The sequence below is a fragment of the Streptomyces sp. NPDC048696 genome, from assembly GCF_043198895.1.
Taxonomy (GTDB): Bacteria; Actinomycetota; Actinomycetes; order Streptomycetales; family Streptomycetaceae; genus Streptomyces.
The window spans coordinates 1-19,266 of sequence record NZ_JBICVJ010000030.1 but is presented as its reverse complement, the minus strand read 5'-3'; the positions used below and the strand labels follow the sequence as shown (position 1 = coordinate 19,266).

Sequence of the window (19,266 nt, the reverse complement as noted above, 5' to 3'; positions counted from 1 at the left end):
GTGCCCGCGGTGATCGCGGGCGGCGCGCGGGTCGCCGACAGGGGCGTGGGGTCGCCGGCAGGGCGTGGAGTGGCCGTCAGGCGGACGGCAGCTCGGCCGCGCGCCGGAAGAGCAGGTCGTGGACGACGTGGCCCTTGTCCAGGCCCTGGCCCTCGAAGCGGGTCAGCGGACGGAACGCGGGGCGCGGCGCGTAGCCGCCGTCGGCCTGGGTGTTCTCGAACGCCGGGTGCTCGGTGAGCACCTCCAGCATCTGCTCGGCGTACGGCTCCCAGTCGGTGGCGCAGTGCAGTACGGCGCCGGGCTTGAGCCGGGGTGCGACGAGGGTGAGGAAGTCGGGCTGGATGATGCGGCGCTTGTGGTGGCGCTTCTTGGGCCAGGGGTCCGGGAAGTAGACGCGCAGCCCGTCCAGCGACTCGGGCTCCAGCATCTCGCGCAGCAGGATGATCGCGTCGCCGTTGCCCACGCGGATGTTGCCGAGGCCGCCGCGCTCCGCCAGGCCCAGGAGGTTGCCCTGGCCGGGGGTGTGCACGTCGACGGCGAGGATGCCGGTGCCGGGGTCCTCGGCGGCCATCTCGGCCGTCGCCTCGCCCATCCCGAAGCCGATCTCCAGGACGACGGGCAGCCCGTCGAACATCTCCTTGAGGTCCAGCTTGCGCAGCCCGTCGATGTCGAGCCCCCACAGCGGCCACAGCCGCTCCAGGTACTCGCCCTGGCCGGTGGTCACCCGGCTGCGGCGCGGCTGGAAACTCCGGATCCGGCGCTCGTGGTGCGAGCCGGCGGGATCGGCGGCGGGACCCCCGGGGAACCGGGGCTCGCCCTTGGGGCGACGGGCGGGGGAGGTGTGGGGCTGCTCAGACACAATGAACCGATTCTACGCGGCCGGGCGCCGAGGCCCCCTCGGCCGCGACCACCCACACCTACACCCGCGCCGCCCCCAGCACCCCCAGCGCCCGTCTCGCCACCTCGCGGCCGATGGGGAGCGAGGCCGTCGCGGCCGGGGACGGGGCGTTCAGGACGTGGATGGTGCGGGGGGCCTCGCGGATGAGGAAGTCGTCGACCAGCGTGCCGTCGCGCAGGACCGCCTGGGCGCGGACCCCGGCGGGAGCCGGGTGCAGATCGGCCTCGGTCGCCGCCGGAAGCAGGCGGCGCACCGCCTCCGTGAAGGCGCGGCGGGACAGCGAGCGGTGGATCTCGCCCGCCCCGTACCGCCAGTGCCGGGCCGCTATCCGCCAGGAGCCGGGCCATGTCAGCGTCGCGGCGAGCTCGGCGGGCCGCACCGTGCGCCAGTCGTAGCCCTCGCGGGCGGCGGCCGGTACCGCGTTCGGCCCGACGTGGACCCCGCCGTCCACACCCCGGGTCAGATGCACCCCGAGGAACGGGAACGCCGGGTCCGGCACCGGGTAGACGAGACCTTTCACCAGACCGGGCCGCGCCAGCTCGTAGTACTCGCCCCGGAAGGGCACGATCCGCACCCCGGGGTCGTCCCCGGCGAGCCGCGCCACGCTGTCGCAGTGCAGCCCCGCGCAGTTCACCAGCGCCCGGGCCCGCAGCACCGCCCCGGTCGACGTGCGCACCGCCACGCCCGCGTCGGGGCGGCGGGATATCCGCTCCGCCCGGGTGCCGTACATGATCCGCGCGCCGGACAGCTCGGCCAGGCGGGCGGCCACCGCGCCGTAGTCGCACACCCCGGTCGTGCCGACGTGGATCGCGGCCAGGCCCCGGACCTCCGGTTCGTACTCGGCTATCTGCGCGGGGCCGAGCTCGCGCACCGGGATGCCGTTGGCCCGGCCGCGCTGGGCCAGCGCGTGCAGCCTGGGCAGCTCGGCGCGCTCGGTGGCCACGATGAGTTTTCCGGTCACCTCGTGCGCGATGCCCTGCTCGGCGCAGAAGCGGACCATCTCGGCCGCGCCCCGCACCGCGTACCGCGCCTTGAGGGAGTCGGGGCGGTAGTAGATCCCGCTGTGGATCACTCCGCTGTTGCGGCCGGTCTGGTGGCGGGCCGGGCCGTCCTCCTTCTCCAGGACCGTCACCCGGGTCCCGGGCGAGGACTGCGTCAGGGCGTACGCCGTCGACAGGCCGACGATCCCGCCGCCGATCACCAGCACGTCACAGTCGTACCCGCTCACCCCAGCACCTCCCACCCGGCCGCATCTCGCAAGGACACCGGGCCCGACGGCGGCCGCGCCGCCCGCCGGAACCCCTGGCAATTCACATACTGCACTGGCCCACTGACAACGCCCGTAAACCCCTGACGGAAGTGATCTACGCCGGGGCCATCAGGAGCGGCCTCGCACGTTCGCGCAGCTCGACGACGCGGGGCTCGTCCCCGTACGGCTCCAGGCGGTGCAGCAGGTCCCGTACGTACTCGGTGGTGCGGGCCGACGAGATGCGCCCGGCGACCTCCACCGCGCGCGTGCCCGCCGCGCACGCCGCGTCCAGATTGCCCGACTCCAGCTCGGCCACCGCGCTGACGACCAGGCGCAGGCCGTGCGAGCGGACGAACTCCTCGGTCGGGCGCGACAGCGCCTGCTCGGTGAAGCGGCGCACCTGGCGCGGGGCCTTCAGATCGCGGTAGCACTCGGCCGCGTCCGCGGCGAACCGGTCGTAGGAGTAGAAGCCCAGCCAGGACGGGTCCGCGTCGCCGTCCCGCGAGCGCTCCAGCCATGACTCGGCCGCCTTCAGGGCGGCGCCGGCCGCGAGCGCGTCGCCCGCCTTCGCGTGCGCGCGTGCCTCGACCAGGCGGAAGAAGCTCATGGTGCGGGCGGTCGCCAGGCCCCGGTTGCGTTCCACGGCCGCCTGCGCGAGGTCGACGCCCTCGTCGGCGAAGCCGCGGTAGGTGGCCTGGAGCGACATGGAGGCGAGCACATAGCCGCCGAGCGGCACGTCGGCCGCCGCGCGCGCGAGGCGCAGCGCCTGGATGTAGTAGCGCTGGGCGGCTTCCTGCTGACCGGTGTCGAAGGCCATCCACCCGGCCAGCCTGGTCAGTTCGGCGGTCGCCCCGAACAGTCCCCGGCCGACCTCGTCGGAGTACGAGCCGAGCAGCAGCGGCGCCGCGTCCACCCGTAAGCACTCGGGAACCATCGACGAACGCCAGTCCCCGCCCCCGTACTTGGAGTCCCAGCGGCGCGCGTCCTCCGCCGCCTCGCGCAGTTTGGCCACATCGCTGTGGCCGACCTTCAGCGGTGTCCCGGCCGCCCCGTCGTGCTCACGCGCCACCGACGAGTCGGCGGGGGTTATGAGCCAGCGGGACGCGGGCGTCGCGTACGCGGAGACCGCGAAGGATCCGGCCAGCGACTGCCAGATACCGCCACCGCCCGCCCGCCGCCCGGCCAGATCCAGCCGGTAGAGCTCGGTGGCGGTGCGCACCGCCTCGCCCACGTCGCGCGGGAACGCCAGACCGACCTCGGGCGCCGGGTCGGCGTCGGCGAGCCCGATCTCGTGCAGCGGCACCGGGCGGCCGAGCTTGGCGCCGATGGCCGCCGCGATCAGGTGGGGCGCGGCGCCCTGCGGCACCATGCCCTTGGACACCCACCTGGCCACCGACGTCTTGTCGTAACGAAGCGTCAGACCGCGCTGCGCGCCGAGGTCGTTGACCCTTCGTGCCAGTCCGGCGTTGCTGATTCCCGCGAGGGCGAGAACGGTGCCGAGCTTCTCGTTCGGCCCGCGTTGCTCCCTGGACATGCGCCACCCCTCGACACAGACGGCGTCCCCCGGGGGCAGCGCCCCGAGGTCCCGTCCGGCCGCACACTCGTGTGGCCGAGCCCCCAGGAATATGCCGCCCACGGAGAACAGCAGTACACCCAGCGTAGTTCGCCGCATCCCAAGCGTTAAGAGGCGGTGTTCCGGATGGCGAGATTGTTTTCCGTCCGGACGACTTGTGGCGGCTCCTGTGTGCTCCGGGTGTGTGGCCGTGCGCGGTGCGTGCGCTCTGGCCGCGAACGTGTGGGGAGCGCTTCCATGTGAGGTGCGTGGGTCGGCCCGCTGTACTGGATCCAGTGGGCTGGGGGACACCGTCGCCTCAATCCCCGCGGGCGGCGGACCGGTCCGGGAGGCGGACAGCGCCTCCCGGACTGTGCTTGTTCCGCGTCCGCTTTCCTGACGGTTTCATGCCCGCTCCAGGGCGTGCGCCACGCGCGCGAGGGCAGAAGTTGGCCGAAAACCGACGGTCCCATACCGACCGGGAAGACCGTTTCTTCTCGTGTCCGGGGCGCGCTCGGCGCCGTCAATCGGCCATCCCAGGGGGCGCGTTCACTTTTTGCGCGCGCTACCCCGAGGCCCCTCCCGCGCGCCATTGTCATGGCAGCATGGTCCCGAGCGACCTCGGAACCACACGCAAGTACGCGGAAGTACGGCTCCCGCTGGTTCTGCGGCGCGTGCGACGAGTTGTCCACAGGCTGTGGAGGCGGCGATGCGGTGGCTGGTGGGCTGGAGCAGTGTCGCCGCGAGTTTCGGTGCCGTGGGGACGGCCGGTGCCGTGGGCGCGCCCGAGGAGGGGCGCACCGTGCACCCCGTCGGATCCCAGCTCCTGTGGGGCGACCCCGACCCGCTCTGGGCGGTCGGCGACTGGCGGCCCGACGAGATCCGGGTGGTCAGCGTGGGGGCGGACACCCGGCTCGCGGTGCTCGGCTGCTGCGCCGCCAGTGACGAGGAGCTGCGGGTCGGACTCTTCGCGGCACGCGGGGGCGCACTGCGGCACCTGTCCGCGTGGCCCGGCAGCTATACGGCGGTTGCGCAGGTCGGCCGACGGGTCACTGTCGTCGGCGACCTGGCCGGCGCACGCCCCGTGTTCTACACGCCGTGGGCGACCGGCACCGCCTACGCCACGGCCGCCCTGCCGCTCGCCGACCTCATCGAAGCCCAGCTGGACATCGGCCACTTGGCGGCCCTGCTCGCCTGCCCGGACGTACCGGAGGCGCTCGGCGACTCGACCCCCTACGCGGGGGTGCGGCGCATTCCGCCCGGCCACGCGCTGGTGCTGCGGGAGGGCTCGCGGGAGATCACCGGATACGAGCCGGTCGCCTCGCTCGCGGTCGCCGCGGCCCAGGTCGACGAGGAGAGCGCGGTCAACGGCGTACGGGAGGCCCTGGTCGGGGCGGTGCGCGCGAGACTCACGGCGCCGCGGCACGCCCCCGAGACGCTGCCGCCGGACCCCGGGCCCGTGCCCGGGATGGGCCCCGCCGAGCGGCGCGCCGCGCGCGGGGGCCCGGCGCCCGGCATCGGCGCGGACCTCTCCGGCGGCCCGGCCTCGGCCACCCTCGCGCTGCTCGCCGCCGGTCTTCCCGGCGTGCCCGGCACGGTGCTCGGCCACGGCACGGGCGCGGGCGAACGCCTGCTCGCCGTCACCTTCAACGACCTGGCCGTGCCGGGCCGGCGGTCCGAGGCGGAGCTGGAGCGGGCCGGGGCGATCGCGGCCAATCCCCGGCTGCACCATGTGGTGGTCGCGGGCGGCGAGGAGGCCCTGCCGTACGCGGAACTGGCGGGTCCGCTCACCGATGAGCCGGGGCCGTCGCTGGTCACCGCCGAACGCCACCGCCGCAGGCTGGCGGCGGGCAGCGCGGACCACTTCACCGGCAGCGGCGCGCGCCAGGTCCTGGACGCCCACCCGGCCCGCCTGGCGGACCTCCTGATGGACCGCCAGCGCCGCCATCTGCTCCGCCCGGCGGCAGCGCTGGCGAAGGCGGGCGGCCCTTCGGCCCACTCGCTGTTCGTCCCGCTGACCGTCTACCGGGCCGCGCGCAAGCTGGCCCGTACGCCGTACCGGACGGGCATCGAGTCGGCGGCCGAGCGGCTGCGGCGCGACGTCGGCCTCCAAGTGGCGGACGCGGAGAGCCCGTTGGACGCCTCGCTGGCGTCCCTCGCGTGGACCCGCCCGGGCCCGGCGGCGCGCTGGCTCACCGGCGAGGCGCTGGCAGAAGTATCGATCCGGCTGATGGCCTCGGCGACGCGGCCCGCCACGGTCCTGCGCCCCGGCGAGGCCCGGGCCCGCGCGGCGCTGGCCCGCTACGCGGCCGACCACCGCGTCCTGGAGCAGGCCGCCGAGATCCGTAGCCAGCGCCTGCACGCCCCGTTCCTGGACAACCAGGTCGTACGGGCCTGCCGCGCCCTGCCCGAGGCCCTGCGGGTCCAGCCGGGCGCCCGGGCGGCGATCCTGCGGACGGTGCTGGCGGGTTCGGGCGTACGGGAGCTGCCGCCCGGCTGGGGCGCCACGTCCCACGCGTCCTCGACAGCGGCCGTCCGCACCGGCCTGCGGCTCGCGGTCGACCCCCTGATCGCGCTCTTCGAGGCCCCCCTGCTGGCGGACGCGGGCCTGATCGAGGCCCCCACGATCCGCAAGGCCCTCCACGAGGCGGCCTCCGGCGCGCCCCTCGCGCTGGACGGCCTGGCAGACCTGATCTCCACCGAACTCTGGCTCCGCCGCCTGCTGGCCCGCCGTGGCACATGCTGGACGGGCACGGCAGCCCCGAAGCAGCGAGCGGTGGCGAGCGGGGTGGCACCGGGGCGGCCGACGCTGCGGGCGTAGGGGGGGGCGGCGGTGGTCATTTCGTCTGCGGGCCGGTGGGGGTTGCTCGCGCAGTTCCCCGCGCCCCTAAAGGGGGCCCGAAGGGCCCATCTAAGGGGCGCGGGGAACTGCGCGAGCAAGCCAGCACGGTCCGCAGACGAACGAAGCGGGGTGCAGGGGGCGCAGCCCCCGCTCAGGGGTCCGGGGGCGCAGCCCCCGGGAGACCACCTCCACCCCCCACCCGCCCCCGGAGGGTTAAGGGAACGGGCGGGGTGGGGAAAGCGCACGCGACAATGACCCCGTGCCGCACACCTACCGCATCCTCGGCCCCGCCGACGCCCAAGACGACACCGGCACCCCCATCCCCCTCGGCGGCCCCCGCCTCCGCGCCCTGCTCACCGCACTCGCCGCCCGCGCCGACCACGACACCCCCGTCCCGCCCACCGCACTCGTCGACGACATCTGGGCCGACGACCCGCCCGCCGACGCCCACGCCGCCCTCCAGGCCCTCGTCGGCCGGCTGCGCCGCACGCTCGGGCACGACGCCGTCGCCTCCGCCCCCGGCGGCTACCGCCTCGTCGTGGACAGCCCGCACGACGTCGACCTGTTCGCGTTCGAGCACCTGGCCCGCACCGGCGCGCGCCAGCTCGCCGACGGCGACCCCGACACCGCCGCCCGCACCCTGCGCACCGCCCTCGCCCTGTGGCGCGGCCCCGCCCTCGCCGACCTCCCCGACCGCACCGGCGCCCCCGTACACGCCGAGGCCCGCCGCTTCGCCGCGTTGCGCGACCGCGTAGAGGCGGACCTGCGCCGGGGCGCCACCGCGCGGCTGCCCGCCGAGCTCACCGCGCTGCTCGCCGACCGCCCGTACGACGAACCCCTCCACGCCCAGCTCATCCGCGCCCTGCGCGCCGAGGGCCGCACCGCCGACGCCCTCCTCGCGTACGAGAGCGCCCGCCGCACCCTCGCCGACGCCCTCGGCGCCGACCCGGGCCCCGAACTGGCCAAGCTGCACCAGGAGCTCCTGAACCCGCCCGAGGCCACCCCCGCCCCCGTCGGCAACCTCCGCCCCCGCCTCACCTCCTTCGTCGGCCGTGAGCCCGAACTCACCGCCATCCGCGAGGACTTGACGCGCCACCGGCTCGTCACCCTCACCGGCCCCGGCGGCTCCGGCAAGACCCGGCTGGCCGAGGAGTCCGCCGCCCGCACCCCCGCCTGGCTCGCCGAACTCGCCCCGCTGGAGCACCCCGACGCCGTCCCCGGTGCCGTCGTCTCCGCGCTCGGCCTGCGCGAGACCACGCTGCTCGGCCGGGACGGGCAGCCGCACGCCGACGACCCGGTGGCGCGACTGGTCGACCATCTGTCCGCCGCCCCCGCCACCCTGATCGTGCTCGACAACTGCGAGCACGTCATAGGCGCCGCCGCCCGCCTCGCCGAGACCCTGCTGACCCGCTGCCCGGGCCTGCGGATCCTGGCCACCAGCCGCGAACCCCTGGGCGTGCCCGGCGAACGCGTCCGCCCGGTCGAGCCGCTGCCCCCCGACCCCGCGCACCGGCTCTTCGCCGAGCGCGCCCGTACCGTACGACCGGACTTCGATCCGCGCGACGACCCCGAGGCCATCGCCGAGATCTGCCGCCGGCTCGACGGTCTGCCGCTCGCGATCGAACTGGCCGCCGCCCGGCTGCGATTGCTCACGCCGCGCCAGATCGCGGACCGTCTCGACGACCGGTTCCGGCTGCTGACCAGCGGCAGCCGGACCGTACTCCCCAGGCAGCAGACGCTGCGCGCGGTCGTCGACTGGTCGTGGGACCTGCTCGACGAGCGCGAGCGCGCGGTGCTGTGCCGCGCCTCCGTGTTCGCGGGCGGCTGGGACCTGGCCGCCGCCCAGGCCGTGTGCGCGGACCCCGCCGACAGCGACAGCGACACTGACACCGCGACCGACGACCTGGCGGCCCTCGTCGACAAGTCCCTGGTCGTGGCCACCCCCGACCCCGACGCGGGCGGCATGCGCTACCGGATGCTGGAGACCATCCACGAGTACGCGGCCGAGCGCGCGGCCCGGGCGCCGGACGCGCTCGCCGAGGCCGCCCGCGCCCACACCGCGTACTACCGCGACCTCGCCCTGGAGGCCGACCCGCTGCTGCGCTCGCACGGGCAGCTGCCCTGGATCCGGCGGCTGGAGAGCGAGCTCGACAACATCCGGGCCGTACTCCACCGCGTCACCGTCATCGACCCCGACCCGGTCGGCGCCGCCGAACTCGCCCTCGCCATGGGGTGGTTCTGGTGGCTGCGCAACTACCGCGCCGAGGGCGCCGGGTGGGCCGAACGCGTCCTGGCCCTGGACGCGAAGGCGCCGGACGACCCCGACGACCCCGGCTACTGGCCGCGCATGCGGCTTTCACTCCTGCGGACGTTCCTGCTCAGCGAGTCCAGCCCGGCCGACGCCCTGCGCACGCCCGAGGGCCTGGCCGAGATGGCCCGCCTGAAGGACGCCTTCGGGCAGGGCGGGCCGCAGGCGGCGAACTTCCCCGGGCTGCTCTGGCCGTTCGCCGCGTTCCTCTTCGACACCCCCGCCGAGGTGCGCGCCTGCGTCGACGCCGTGGTCGCCAACTGCCGTGCGTACGGCGGCGAATGGGAGATCGGCGTCAGCCTCATGTTCCGTACGCACATGGTCATCGACATGCCCGGCGGCGTCTGGGACGTGGACGGCGACCTCGCCGAGCTGCGCGAGATCTGCCGCCGCGTCGGCGACCGCTGGATGCGCGCGCAGGTGGCCAGCGCCGTCGGCGAGGCCGCGATGATGCGCGGCCGCCCGGCCGACGCGCGGCCCGCGTACGAGGAGGCGCTGGGCCTGGCCCGCGAGGTCGGCGCGTACGCGGAATCCCCCTTCCTGCTGGCCCGCGTCGCCGAACTCGCCTACCGCTCGGGCGACTTCGACGGAGCCGAGGCCCTGCTCGACGAGGCCTCGGCGGACGCCGCCCGCTACAGCGTCTTCGAGACCGCCTCCTATGTGCACTATCTGCGCGCCTGCATGGCCCTGGACCGGGGCGACGTGGCCGCCGGGCGGGCCGAGTACGACCGGGCCGTGACGGAGTCCGCCCGCACCATCCCACCGCCGCACTTCGCCGCGATCCTGGACGGCCTGGGCGCCCGCGTCGAGGGAGCCGAGTCGGGCCCCGCCGCCGGGGTACGGGGGCTCGCCTCGGCCCTGCGCGCCGCCGCCGAGAGCGACTGCGCCGAGATCCTGCTCGCGCACTGCGCCGAGAGCGCCGCCCGCCTCCTGCCCGACCTCGGCGAACTCCGCCCGGCCGCCCGAGTCCTGGCCGCCGCCACCACCTGGCGCGCCGGAATCCCCCTCTGGATCCCGGACCGATCCGCCCTCGCCGCCTTGCGCACCCGGCTGAAGGAGGAGCTGGGACGAGAGACGTACGAGGAGGAGAGCGCGGCCGGGGCCGATCTCTCGACGACGGAAGTCGTGGCGCTGTTGGAGGGGCTGGTCAGCGATTTGTGAGGCGGGCCCGAAGGGCCCATCAAGGGGCGCGGGGCTGTGTCGATTTGCGGCTCCGCCGCGATGGGGGTCCCCCCTGCTCCTTGAGAGCTTGGGGGAGCGACCAGCCACGCACGATCCGCAGACGAAGATCCGCACCCCCCCCCGCGGAGCGTCAGCGGCAGTTGATGACCGACTTTGCCCAGTCGGCAAGCGCCACAGACCCGAACGGCGTGTGCGGCTCGACCACCAGCCGCAGAGTCCGACGCCCCGAGAGGTCCGCCCGCACCGGCACCGCCGGATCCCCGCCGTGCATCACCGGCGAACGCCACAGCAGCGTCCCGTCCCCGTACACGGAGAACCGCACCGCGCCCAGGCCCATCGTCAGATCGTCCACCCCCGCGAACGCGTCGTACGAGGTGCACTGCCGGTTGAGGTCGATCGTCACCGACGACCTCGCGTGCACGGTCACGCCATGGCTGTACGGCTGGTCGTCGATCGAAAGCCCCCAGCGCTGCCAGAGCCAGCTGGACTCGCCGAGCCGCACCTCGGGCTTGGTGTGGTCGCCGAACACGCCGTACTGGAGCCGGTTGACCTGGTAGACCGTCTGCGCCGGGGGCGGGGGCGGGGGCGCCGGGGGAGGGGTCGGCTTCGGCTTCGGAGGCGTGGGCTTCGGCGCGGGGGCGGGCGGCTTCGGCTTGGGCTTCGGGGGTACGGGCTTGGGCGTCGGCCGGGGGGACGGCTTCTTCGGCGGCGGGGGCGGCACGGGCGCGGGCGGCGCCGGGGGTTCCGGGGTGGGGGAGGGCGGCTGCTTCTGCGGCACGACCGGGACCACCGCCGACGGCTTCGCCTCGGGCTTCGGGGGCGGCTTGCTGTCGTTGCCGGTGAGCGCGAAGACCACGCCCGCGGCCACCGCGACGGCGACCGCCGCCGCGATGCCCGCCTTCGCCGGGGCGCCGAGCCCTTCCGAGGCGGCGGCACCCCCGGCCGTGCTGCCCGACGAACTTCCGCCGCCGGCGGCCGCGGCGGCACCCGCGCCCGCCGCACCGGCGGCGCCGCCCGCCACGATCCCTGCGGCCTTGAGCGAGTACCCGGCGGCGAACCAGCCGACCACCGCGACCGGCAGCAGCGCGGGGATCCCGGCGTTGACGTCCTTGAGCTCCAGGACCGCCACCCGGCACTTGGCGCACTCCTCCAGATGCCTGCTCAGGCCCCGCTCGGCCCGCATCCGCAGCCCGCCGCGCGCGTACGCCCCGAGCCGGTCCGCGTAACGGGCGCAGTCGCCGCCCTCGGTGAGCGCGGTGGAGACATGCGCCTGGAGGTACGCCTGCTTCAGGCCCTCCCGGGCCCGGGAGGCGAGCACGGCCGTGGCGTTGGCGCTCAGCCCGAACAGCGGGGCGATCTCGCTGGGCGACTCCTCCTCGACCGTGGTGTGCCAGAGCACCGCCTGCCACCGCTCGGGCAGCGAGCGGAACGCCTGGAGGGCGAGCGACTGCTCGGCCTCGTGCATCGCCCGTACGTCCGCGCCCAGGTCGACCGTGTCGTCGTCCCGGCCGTCCGAGGTGCGGGCGGCCTGGGCGGCGAACACCGCGAAGTCCTCGACCAGTTGCTCGCGCTTGGCGGTCTTCGTCCAGGACGCGGCGACGCGGCGCACGGTCGTCATCAGGTACGCCCGCACGGCCTGCTCGGGACCGGCTCCGCCGCGCACCGCCTGGAGCGTGCGGGCGAACACCTCGGCCGTCAGGTCGTCGGCGGTGTGCGCGTCCCGGCAGCAGGTGCGCGCGTAGCGGCGCACCGCGTCCGAGTGCCGCCGGAACAGCTCCTCGTACGCGCTGTCGTCGCCCGCCCGCATCCGCCGGATCAGCTCGGCGTCGGCGGTGGAGAGCTCGGGGGCGGTCGGTTTGGTGGTACCGGTGCCGCCCTCGCGCTGCTGCGGAACGCTGCCTTCCGAGCCAGACCCGGACGCGGATCCGGACGCCGGGGCGTCGGAGCCGTGGGCCGCGCCCCACGGGCCGGGCAGCACGGTCCCGCCGGGCTCGCCGTCGCCGTCCTGGCGCCCGCCGGAGCCGCCCTGGCTCGGCACGTGCCGAGCGGGCAGCCCGCCCGGCTCCGTCCCGCTGCCGCCTCCGAGCGACTCGTCCCGCCCGTCAACGTTCATCGCGGAAGCCCCCGTAAGCGCGCTCAGACCCGACCACCGGGCAAGCGTGCCACAGAGTCCACGGCCCGACGGAGCCCCCGGAGCGTCAACCACTCATCCGGGGAGACTTCCCGCACCGCGGCACTACCGCTTCCCCGTACGGGGAAGGATCGACCACCGCGAGCACGGACCGCCGGAGCCCGTCCGCCCCGAAGCCGCGGCGGGCCGCCGGAGCCGCTGGACGTACGCCGGTCACACCGGCCGCGACCGCAGCCCCTCAAGGAGGATGTCCAGCAGCCGGGCGGACGCCGCCGCCTGCTGGTGCGCGTCCGGCAGCGAGGGCGCCGCCGTGGCTATCACCAGCAGCACATCGGCCACCGTCACATCGACGCGCAGCTCGCCCGCCTCGCGCGCGCGGTCCACCAGCTGGCCCACGACCGCGAGCAGCTCGGCCGCCCCCGCGTCGTCGAGCTCGTCGGCGGTCGTGCGCGGCTCGACGACCCGGAGGTCCGGCGTGCCCGGCAGCCCCGCCTGGCGCTGCTGCGGCACCCGCGCCTCGGCGGGCAGCGGCGTCACCGCCTCCAGCGGCTCCACCGGCTCCAGCACCGGCGCTCCGCCGACCACCGTCGAGTCGTCGACGTCCACGCCGACCCGCAGCACCTGCGGCGGCAGCAGCCGGCCCGCGCCCGAGGCGACCGAGGTCCGCAGGAACCGGGAGAGCGCCGACCACGGCTCCTCCTCCTGGCCGAGGGCGGTGCGCGCCTGGTCGGTCAGGCGCGCGGTCTCCTCCTCGGCTATCCGCCGGACCAGCACGTCCTTGCTGGGGAACCGGCGGTACACCGTGCCGACACCGACGCGGGCGCGGCGCGCCACGTCCTCCATCGGCGCCCCGTACCCCAGTTCACCGAAGACCTCGCGCGCGGCGCGCAGCACGTGCTCCAGATTCCGCTGGGCGTCCACGCGCAGCGGTGCGGAGCGGGAAGCGCTCCCACCACCGCCCGTACGTCCCATGCCGTCCGCCGACGCGACGACGGCAGCCTGCCAATGAGAGTCCTGAATATGCATAACCGTTCCCCCGGTAATGACGTCTCCCCCCGGAGACTCCCCGCCCTGACAGTCGGGTGGCCGGACCCGACACCCCGACGAGGTACGAACATAGTTGAGCCGGAGTCAATTCAGAAGAGGGTTGTTCCGCACCGTCTGCCCCCCGATCGGCGCAAGGACCGGAACCTTCCCGATTCGGACCCGCTCGCAGGGCTCGTATCACCGCTCTGACCTGCATGTTTTCCTCAAGTGGCGGGAAAACCCGGCAGCACATGTGGCCACATCCATCAGTCACACAATTTGCCGGGCCTGTGGACAAACCCCGGAGCGGGAGGCCTCATGGGATGGTGAAGGCTGCGATCAATCGGGGGACGAGCCCCGAACCACCGCCCGGCACGCACATCCTCGTCGTCGGCGGCGGCTACGTCGGGATGTACACGGCGCTGCGCCTCCAGCGGAAGCTGAAGGCCCGGCTGCGGGAGGGCGCCGTCCGGATCACGGTGATCACTCCCGATCCGTATATGACGTACCAGCCGTTCCTGCCGGAGGCGGCCGCCGGATCCATCTCGCCCCGCCATGTGGTGGTGCCGCTGCGCCGCGTCCTGGACCGCTGCCACGTCGTCATCGGCGAGGCGCGGAGCATCGACCACGCCGCGCGGACCGCGACCGTCACCACCCTCGCCACCGAGGAGGAGGGCACCGGAGCGGTCGAGATCGCGTACGACGAACTCGTCCTGGCGCCCGGCTCGGTCTCGCGCACCCTGCCGATCCCGGGCCTGGCCGACTACGGCATCGGCTTCAAGACGGTCGAGGAGGCCATCGGCCTGCGCAACCACGTCATCGAGCAGATGGACATTGCCTCCTCCACCCGCGACCCCGCGATCCGCGACGCGGCCCTCACCTTCGTGTTCGTCGGCGGCGGCTACGCGGGCGTGGAGGCGCTCGGCGAGCTGGAGGACATGGCCCGCTACACCGCGCGGTACTACCACAACCTCAAGCCCGAGGACCTGAAGTGGATCCTCGTGGAGGCCAGCGGCCGCATCCTGCCCGAGGTCGGCGAGGAGATGGGCCAGTACGCCATCCGCGAGCTGCGCGGCCGCAACATCGACGTACGCCTGGAGACCCGGCTGGACTCCTGCGAGAACCGGGTCGCGGTGCTCAGCGACGGCGCCCGCTTCCCCACCCGTACGGTCGTGTGGACGGCCGGGGTCAAGCCGGCGCCCGTCCTCGCCGCCACCGATCTGCCGCTGACCGAGCGCGGCCGTCTGAAGTGCACCGCGGAGCTGCGGATCGAGGGCGTCGAGCACGCCTGGGCGGCCGGGGACGCGGCCGCGGTCCCGGACATCACCGCCGAGGAGAAGGGCACCGAGTGCGCGCCCAACGCGCAGCACGCGGTGCGCCAGGCCAAGACGCTCGCCGAGAACATCGCCGCCTCCGTCAACGGCGGGCCGCTCAAGGAGTACGAGCACAAGTACGTCGGCTCGGTCGCCTCGCTCGGCCTGCACAAGGGCGTGGCCCATGTCTACGGCCGCAAACTCAAGGGCTATCCGGCCTGGTTCATGCACCGCGCCTACCACCTCAGCCGTGTCCCGACCTTCAACCGCAAGGCGCGCGTGCTCGCCGAATGGACGCTCGCGGGCCTGTTCAAACGGGAGATCGTCTCGCTGGGCTCGCTGGAGCACCCGCGCGCGGAATTCGAGAGCGCGGCGGGCGGACGGCCCGTCGGACCCGGCCACGGATCCGGCCCGGGACCCGGCCCCAAGCCGTCCGGCCCCCAGGGGAACTGACGGTTGTCAGTGCGGTCCGTCACACTGGACGTGTGACCATAGGTGGGCCCACACCTGCACAGAGTGACCCCAGCAGCCAGCGACACACGAGGCCAAGAGATCCGTGAACTTCACGCGTTGGAGCGCCCGGCTCCCCGGTACGCAGCGCCGCGCCGCCGCACGGACCGACCGGGGCTCCGTGCCCGCCGCGCGCGGTGAGTACGGGCCGGGGCCCGACACCTGGCCCGACGGCGACGGGACGGAAGGACCGGGCGCGCCCGCCCTGGAGGAGTTGTCGGTCCGCCGTCTCCTCGGCGAGCTCCCGGCCCTGGTGGCCCTGGTCTACGGCCCGGAGCACCGCGTGGCGTACGTCAACGACGCGTACGCGACGGTCTTCGGCCCCCGCACCCCCGGCGCCCCGGCGGCCAAGGCGCTGCCCGAGCTGGAGGAGCTCGGGCTGCTGCCGCTGATGGACCAGGTGCTGCGCAGCGGCAAGCCCCGTACGGTCAAGTCCCGCAAGGCCCAGAGCGGCGGGTCGTACACGGTCACCTGCACGCCCGTCGCCATCCCCGCGCGCGGGGAGGGCGGCGGAGGCGTCCTCCCCGCGCGCGGGGAGGGCGGCGGAGGCGTCCTCGTCCACGCGGCGGACGTCACCGACCACGCCGAGGCCGCCGAGCGGCTGCGCGCCAGCGAGCGCCGCCACCGCGAGACCGCCGTGACGCTCCAGCGCTCCCTGCTCCCGCAGGAGCTGGAGCAGCCCGACGACCTGCGCGTCGCCGCCACGTACCAGCCGGGCGGCACGGACGCGGCGGTCGGCGGCGACTGGTACGACGTGATCACCCTCGGCGCCGGGCGCACGGCGCTGGTCATCGGGGACGTGATGGGGCGCGGGGTGCGGGCGGCCGCCGTGATGGGCCAGCTGCGCACGGCGGTGCGGGCGTACGCGCGCCTGGACCTGCCGCCGCACGAGGTGCTCCAGCTCCTGGACGGCCTGGCCGCCGAGATCGACGCCAGCCAGATCGCGACGTGCGTCTACGCGGTGCACGACCCCAACGAGGGCCGTCTGGTGTACGCGTCCGCCGGCCACCTGCCCGTACTCGTACGCCACGAGGACGGCAGCGTGCACCGCGCGGAGGACCCGAACGGCCCACCGCTGGGCACCGGCGGCTGGCTGCACACCTCCGGCACCATCGCCCTGCCGCCCGGCGCGACCGCCGTCCTCTATACGGACGGTCTTGTCGAACGCAGGGGCGAGGACATCGACGAGGGCGTCGCCGCCCTGGAGCGCGCGCTCTCCGGCGCGGTCGGCACCCCGCAGGTCGTCTGCGACCGCCTGATCCGCTCGCTCGGGGTGACCGCCGAGCACGACGACGACGTGGCGGTCCTGGTCCTCCAGCACCCGGCCCGTACGGGCCCGAACGCGGAGCTGTTCCACAACGCGGCGCTCGACCTGCTCGGCGGCGTCGAAGCGGCGCCACGCGCGCGTGCCTTCGCCTCCGGGGTCCTCGCCTCCTGGCGCTTCCCGGTCGAACTGCGCGACCTGGGCGTCCTGGCGGCGAGCGAGCTGGTGGCGAACTCGCTCCAGCACGGCACCCCGCCGATGCGCCTGCGCCTGCGCCGCACCGACCGCCGCCTGATCATCGAGGTGACGGACGGCGACGACCACCTGCCGCGCCGCCGCCGTGCCGACCCCGGGGACGAGTCAGGACGAGGCATCTCGATCGTCGCGACGATCGCCTCGTCCTGGGGTTCGCGCCGCACACCGGGCGGCGGAAAAGCGGTGTGGTGCGAGTTCGCACTGCCTACGTAGTGGCTGACTGCGTCTACGTAGAGGCTGACCGCCACTACGTAGACATCGGCTGCGGCTCTCCGTCCTAGACGGCGACCTCGGCCGGCTCGGCCTTGTGCACCGCGACCACCCGCGACTTCGCGGCCAGCATCGGATGGTCCTGCGCGAGCGTCAGCTTCTTGCCGAGGCGCAGCGCGAGGACGGTGATCCCGAGCGAGAACACGATGAACGTCACGATGTACGGGCCGTGCAGCGTGGCGCCCATGGGCCCGCCCACGAACGGGCCGAGCGCCAGTGCCATCTGCTTGACCAGCGCGAACGCCGAGTTGTACTGGCCGATCATCGACTCGGGCGCCAGGTCCGCGACCAGCGGCGCCACGGTCGGCGACAGCATCGCCTCACCGAGCCCGAAGAGCGCGTACGTGGAGATGAACGCGGCGGTCGCCATCGTCTGGCTGCCGTGCCCGAGCCCCGCGTACCCGGCGAAGAGCCAGGCCACGGTCCAGATGATCCCGACGGCGGCGATGACGCGGCTGCGCCGGCGGCGCTCGACGAACTTCAGCACCAGGAACTGGGCGACGACGATGGCCCCGGTGTTGGCGGCCAGGGCGATCCCCAGCGTCGCCGGGTCGATCCCGGCGGCCTCGGTGCCGTACGCCGCGAGGCCCGACTCGAACTGCCCGTAGCAGGCGAAGAAGAGCACGAAGCCGAGGACGCACAGGCGCACCATCGCCCCGTGCCCGAGCACCGCGCGGAAGCCGCCGCCCTGCTCGCCCTTGGGCCGGGCGTCCCCGATGGCCGCGTTCTGCGGCAGCTTCACGGACAGCGCGATCCCGGCGAGGACCAGGAACATCACGGACTCGATGGCGAAGAGCAGCGTGAAGGAGCCCGGACGGCTCTCGTCGACGATCTGCCCGCCGACGAGCCCGCCGATGCCGAGCCCGAGGTTGGCCAGGAAGAACTGCATGGCGAAGGCGCGGGTGCGCGACGCCGGACCCGAGCACCACACGATCATGGTGGCGAGCGCGGGCTGCATGACCGCGGTGCCCGCGCCGAGCAGCGCGGCGGACGCCAGGACCGCGACCAGGTTCGAGGCGATGCCGAGGAAGAGCGCGCCCACGGCGGCCGTCACGGCGGCGCCGACCAGGACGGGCAGCGGCCCGCGCCGGTCGATGACCCGGCCGGTGAAGAGCAGCGCGACGAGCGCGGCCAGGGCGAAGACGCCGAGGACGATCCCGGCCCAGAAGGAGCCGAGCCCTCGCACCGTCGCCACATAGATGTACAGATACGGAACGGTGAACCCGAGCCCGAACGCGCTCAGCGCGTTCCCCGCCTGGATCCGGCGCATCGCGGCGCCCATCACCTTGGTCACACTCACCACCTTGAGGTCTCGAAGCGGAGGTCTTGAACCTGAAGCTCTCAGGCCCGAAGACTTCAACATTAAAGTTAGGACCTCAACAATACACACTGAAGGACTTAGACGCCAACGCGTACCGTGCGATACTCGCGGCATGGCTGAGACCACCGAGCCCGGCGGGCCCACCGGCCCCGAGGAGCCGACCCTCGACGAGCAGATCGCGGCGTACCAGCGCGAGTTCCGCGACCTCGACCCCCAGGTGGAGAAGGTCGTCTCGGCCCTGGGCCGGCTGAACCGCCGTATGAACGTGGCGTACGGACGCCAGGTCGCGGCCCTCGGCATCAGCAACGCCGAGTGGGAGGTCCTGAAGACCCTCGTCCTCGCGGGCAAGCCGTACCGGCTCGGCCCCGGCGAACTGGCCAAGCGCCTCGGCCTCACCCCCGCCGCCATGACCCACCGCATCGACCGCATGGCGGGCGAGGGCCTGGTCACGCGCGACCGCGACGAGAACAACCGGGTGCGGGTCATCGTCGAGCTGACCGACGAGGGGCGTACGAAGTGGCTGGAGGCCATGGAGATGGCCACCGACTTCGAGGACGACCTGCTCCAGGACCTCTCCTCCGAGGAGCGCGGCGTCCTCGGCGAGATGCTGATCCGCCTGCTGCGCCGGGTGGAACACGCCCAGCCGGACGCGGGCGGGCGCCTGACGGACCTGGACTGAGCTGGTCTGACCAGGACTGACCTGCGGGGGTCGCCAGGCCGACGAGCCGGACTGCCCTGTGGAGCCCGTCCGTTAACCGGTTGACGGGGGTTGACATCCCCCTCCCGGATCCGTAAGGTTCTTCGAGTTGTCAGGGAGCCGGAAGGTTTCTGCGACAGCCGTCCGCCGCAGATTTGCGGCAACCCTACTCAGCACGATCTCCCGTCCGGGATGAATTTCGGCATGCCGAATTTCAATTCGACGAGAGTGGGATCGACTGGCCGGCCCGATTAGGAGCCGCCCGGGAAATCCGCTAGAGTCTGGGACGTCGGAACGGCCCAACAGCCGGGAAGACAAGCCGACTTGGCTCCGGGAGACCGGAAATCAGGCCCGAAAGGATCTGATAGAGTCGGAACCGCCGGAAAGGGAAAACGCGAGAGCGAAGAACCTGGAAAGCACCGAGGAAATCGGAACGGAAACGGTCTGA

11 protein-coding genes are annotated in these 19,266 nt (G+C 74.0%); 5 read left to right on the top strand and 6 right to left on the bottom strand.

Going from position 1 to position 19,266, the window contains the following annotated elements; translation table 11 throughout:
• Positions 1-76: 76 nt before the first annotated feature.
• The 3 genes from trmB to ACGFRG_RS35205 all read right to left on the bottom strand — a co-directional run bounded on the left by trmB (position 77) and on the right by ACGFRG_RS35205 (position 3,681).
• Positions 77-859, bottom strand: a complete 783-nt coding sequence (trmB, locus tag ACGFRG_RS35215) for a tRNA (guanosine(46)-N7)-methyltransferase TrmB (protein ID WP_361432183.1) — start codon at positions 857-859, stop codon at positions 77-79.
• Between the two features lie 58 nt (positions 860-917).
• On the bottom strand, positions 918-2,126 hold the full coding sequence (gene lhgO, locus ACGFRG_RS35210; RefSeq protein ID WP_393270654.1) for an L-2-hydroxyglutarate oxidase: 1,209 nt from the start codon (positions 2,124-2,126) through the stop codon (positions 918-920).
• 136 nt (positions 2,127-2,262) lie between these two features.
• Entirely contained in the window at positions 2,263-3,681 is a 1,419-nt protein-coding gene (locus ACGFRG_RS35205; protein ID WP_361432178.1) for an MFS transporter, read from the bottom strand.
• Between the two features lie 727 nt (positions 3,682-4,408).
• Here ACGFRG_RS35205 and ACGFRG_RS35200 point away from each other — a divergent pair.
• Positions 4,409-6,520, top strand: coding sequence for an asparagine synthase-related protein (locus tag ACGFRG_RS35200; RefSeq protein ID WP_393270651.1), 2,112 nt, complete (start codon positions 4,409-4,411; stop codon positions 6,518-6,520).
• Positions 6,521-6,800: 280 nt separating this feature from the next.
• Complete coding sequence (locus ACGFRG_RS35195; RefSeq protein WP_393270649.1) at positions 6,801-10,010, top strand: ATP-binding protein; 3,210 nt, start codon at positions 6,801-6,803, stop codon at positions 10,008-10,010.
• A gap of 151 nt (positions 10,011-10,161) precedes the next feature.
• Here ACGFRG_RS35195 and ACGFRG_RS35190 read toward each other — a convergent pair whose 3' ends face one another.
• Together ACGFRG_RS35190 and ACGFRG_RS35185 are read right to left on the bottom strand one after the other, a co-directional pair.
• A complete protein-coding gene (locus tag ACGFRG_RS35190; RefSeq protein ID WP_393270646.1) occupies positions 10,162-12,144 on the bottom strand; it encodes a sigma-70 family RNA polymerase sigma factor in 1,983 nt (660 codons plus the stop codon).
• Positions 12,145-12,375: 231 nt separating this feature from the next.
• Positions 12,376-13,188: a helix-turn-helix domain-containing protein gene (locus ACGFRG_RS35185; RefSeq protein WP_361434027.1), complete on the bottom strand. Its 813-nt coding sequence runs from the start codon at positions 13,186-13,188 to the stop codon at positions 12,376-12,378.
• A 323-nt stretch (positions 13,189-13,511) separates the two neighbouring features.
• On the opposite strand from ACGFRG_RS35185, the gene ACGFRG_RS35180 reads away from it, so the two are divergent.
• Positions 13,512-14,954: an NAD(P)/FAD-dependent oxidoreductase gene (locus tag ACGFRG_RS35180; RefSeq protein ID WP_361434025.1), complete on the top strand. Its 1,443-nt coding sequence runs from the start codon at positions 13,512-13,514 to the stop codon at positions 14,952-14,954.
• Between the two features lie 103 nt (positions 14,955-15,057).
• The gene (locus ACGFRG_RS35175; RefSeq protein ID WP_393270642.1) at positions 15,058-16,743 is read left to right on the top strand and encodes a SpoIIE family protein phosphatase; all 1,686 of its coding nucleotides are present in this window, start codon (positions 15,058-15,060) and stop codon (positions 16,741-16,743) included.
• 64 nt (positions 16,744-16,807) lie between these two features.
• Here ACGFRG_RS35175 and ACGFRG_RS35170 read toward each other — a convergent pair whose 3' ends face one another.
• Positions 16,808-18,070, bottom strand: a complete 1,263-nt coding sequence (locus ACGFRG_RS35170; RefSeq protein WP_361434033.1) for an MFS transporter — start codon at positions 18,068-18,070, stop codon at positions 16,808-16,810.
• A 163-nt stretch (positions 18,071-18,233) separates the two neighbouring features.
• On the opposite strand from ACGFRG_RS35170, the gene ACGFRG_RS35165 reads away from it, so the two are divergent.
• A complete protein-coding gene (locus ACGFRG_RS35165; RefSeq protein WP_188274895.1) occupies positions 18,234-18,800 on the top strand; it encodes a MarR family winged helix-turn-helix transcriptional regulator in 567 nt (188 codons plus the stop codon).
• The last annotated feature ends 466 nt before the right edge of the window (positions 18,801-19,266 follow it).

What these genes read in the sequence shown, in the direction of transcription:
- ACGFRG_RS35205 (WP_361432178.1), bottom strand. Translation starts at nt 3,681, where the DNA reads ATGTCCAGGGAGCAACGCGGGCCGAACGAGAAGCTCGGCACCGTTCTC.
- ACGFRG_RS35200 (WP_393270651.1), top strand. Translation starts at nt 4,409, where the DNA reads ATGCGGTGGCTGGTGGGCTGGAGCAGTGTCGCCGCGAGTTTCGGTGCC.
- ACGFRG_RS35190 (WP_393270646.1), bottom strand. Translation starts at nt 12,144, where the DNA reads ATGAACGTTGACGGGCGGGACGAGTCGCTCGGAGGCGGCAGCGGGACG.
- ACGFRG_RS35185 (WP_361434027.1), bottom strand. Translation starts at nt 13,188, where the DNA reads ATGCATATTCAGGACTCTCATTGGCAGGCTGCCGTCGTCGCGTCGGCG.
- ACGFRG_RS35180 (WP_361434025.1), top strand. Translation starts at nt 13,512, where the DNA reads ATGGTGAAGGCTGCGATCAATCGGGGGACGAGCCCCGAACCACCGCCC.
- ACGFRG_RS35170 (WP_361434033.1), bottom strand. Translation starts at nt 18,070, where the DNA reads ATGCGCCGGATCCAGGCGGGGAACGCGCTGAGCGCGTTCGGGCTCGGG.
- ACGFRG_RS35165 (WP_188274895.1), top strand. Translation starts at nt 18,234, where the DNA reads ATGGCTGAGACCACCGAGCCCGGCGGGCCCACCGGCCCCGAGGAGCCG.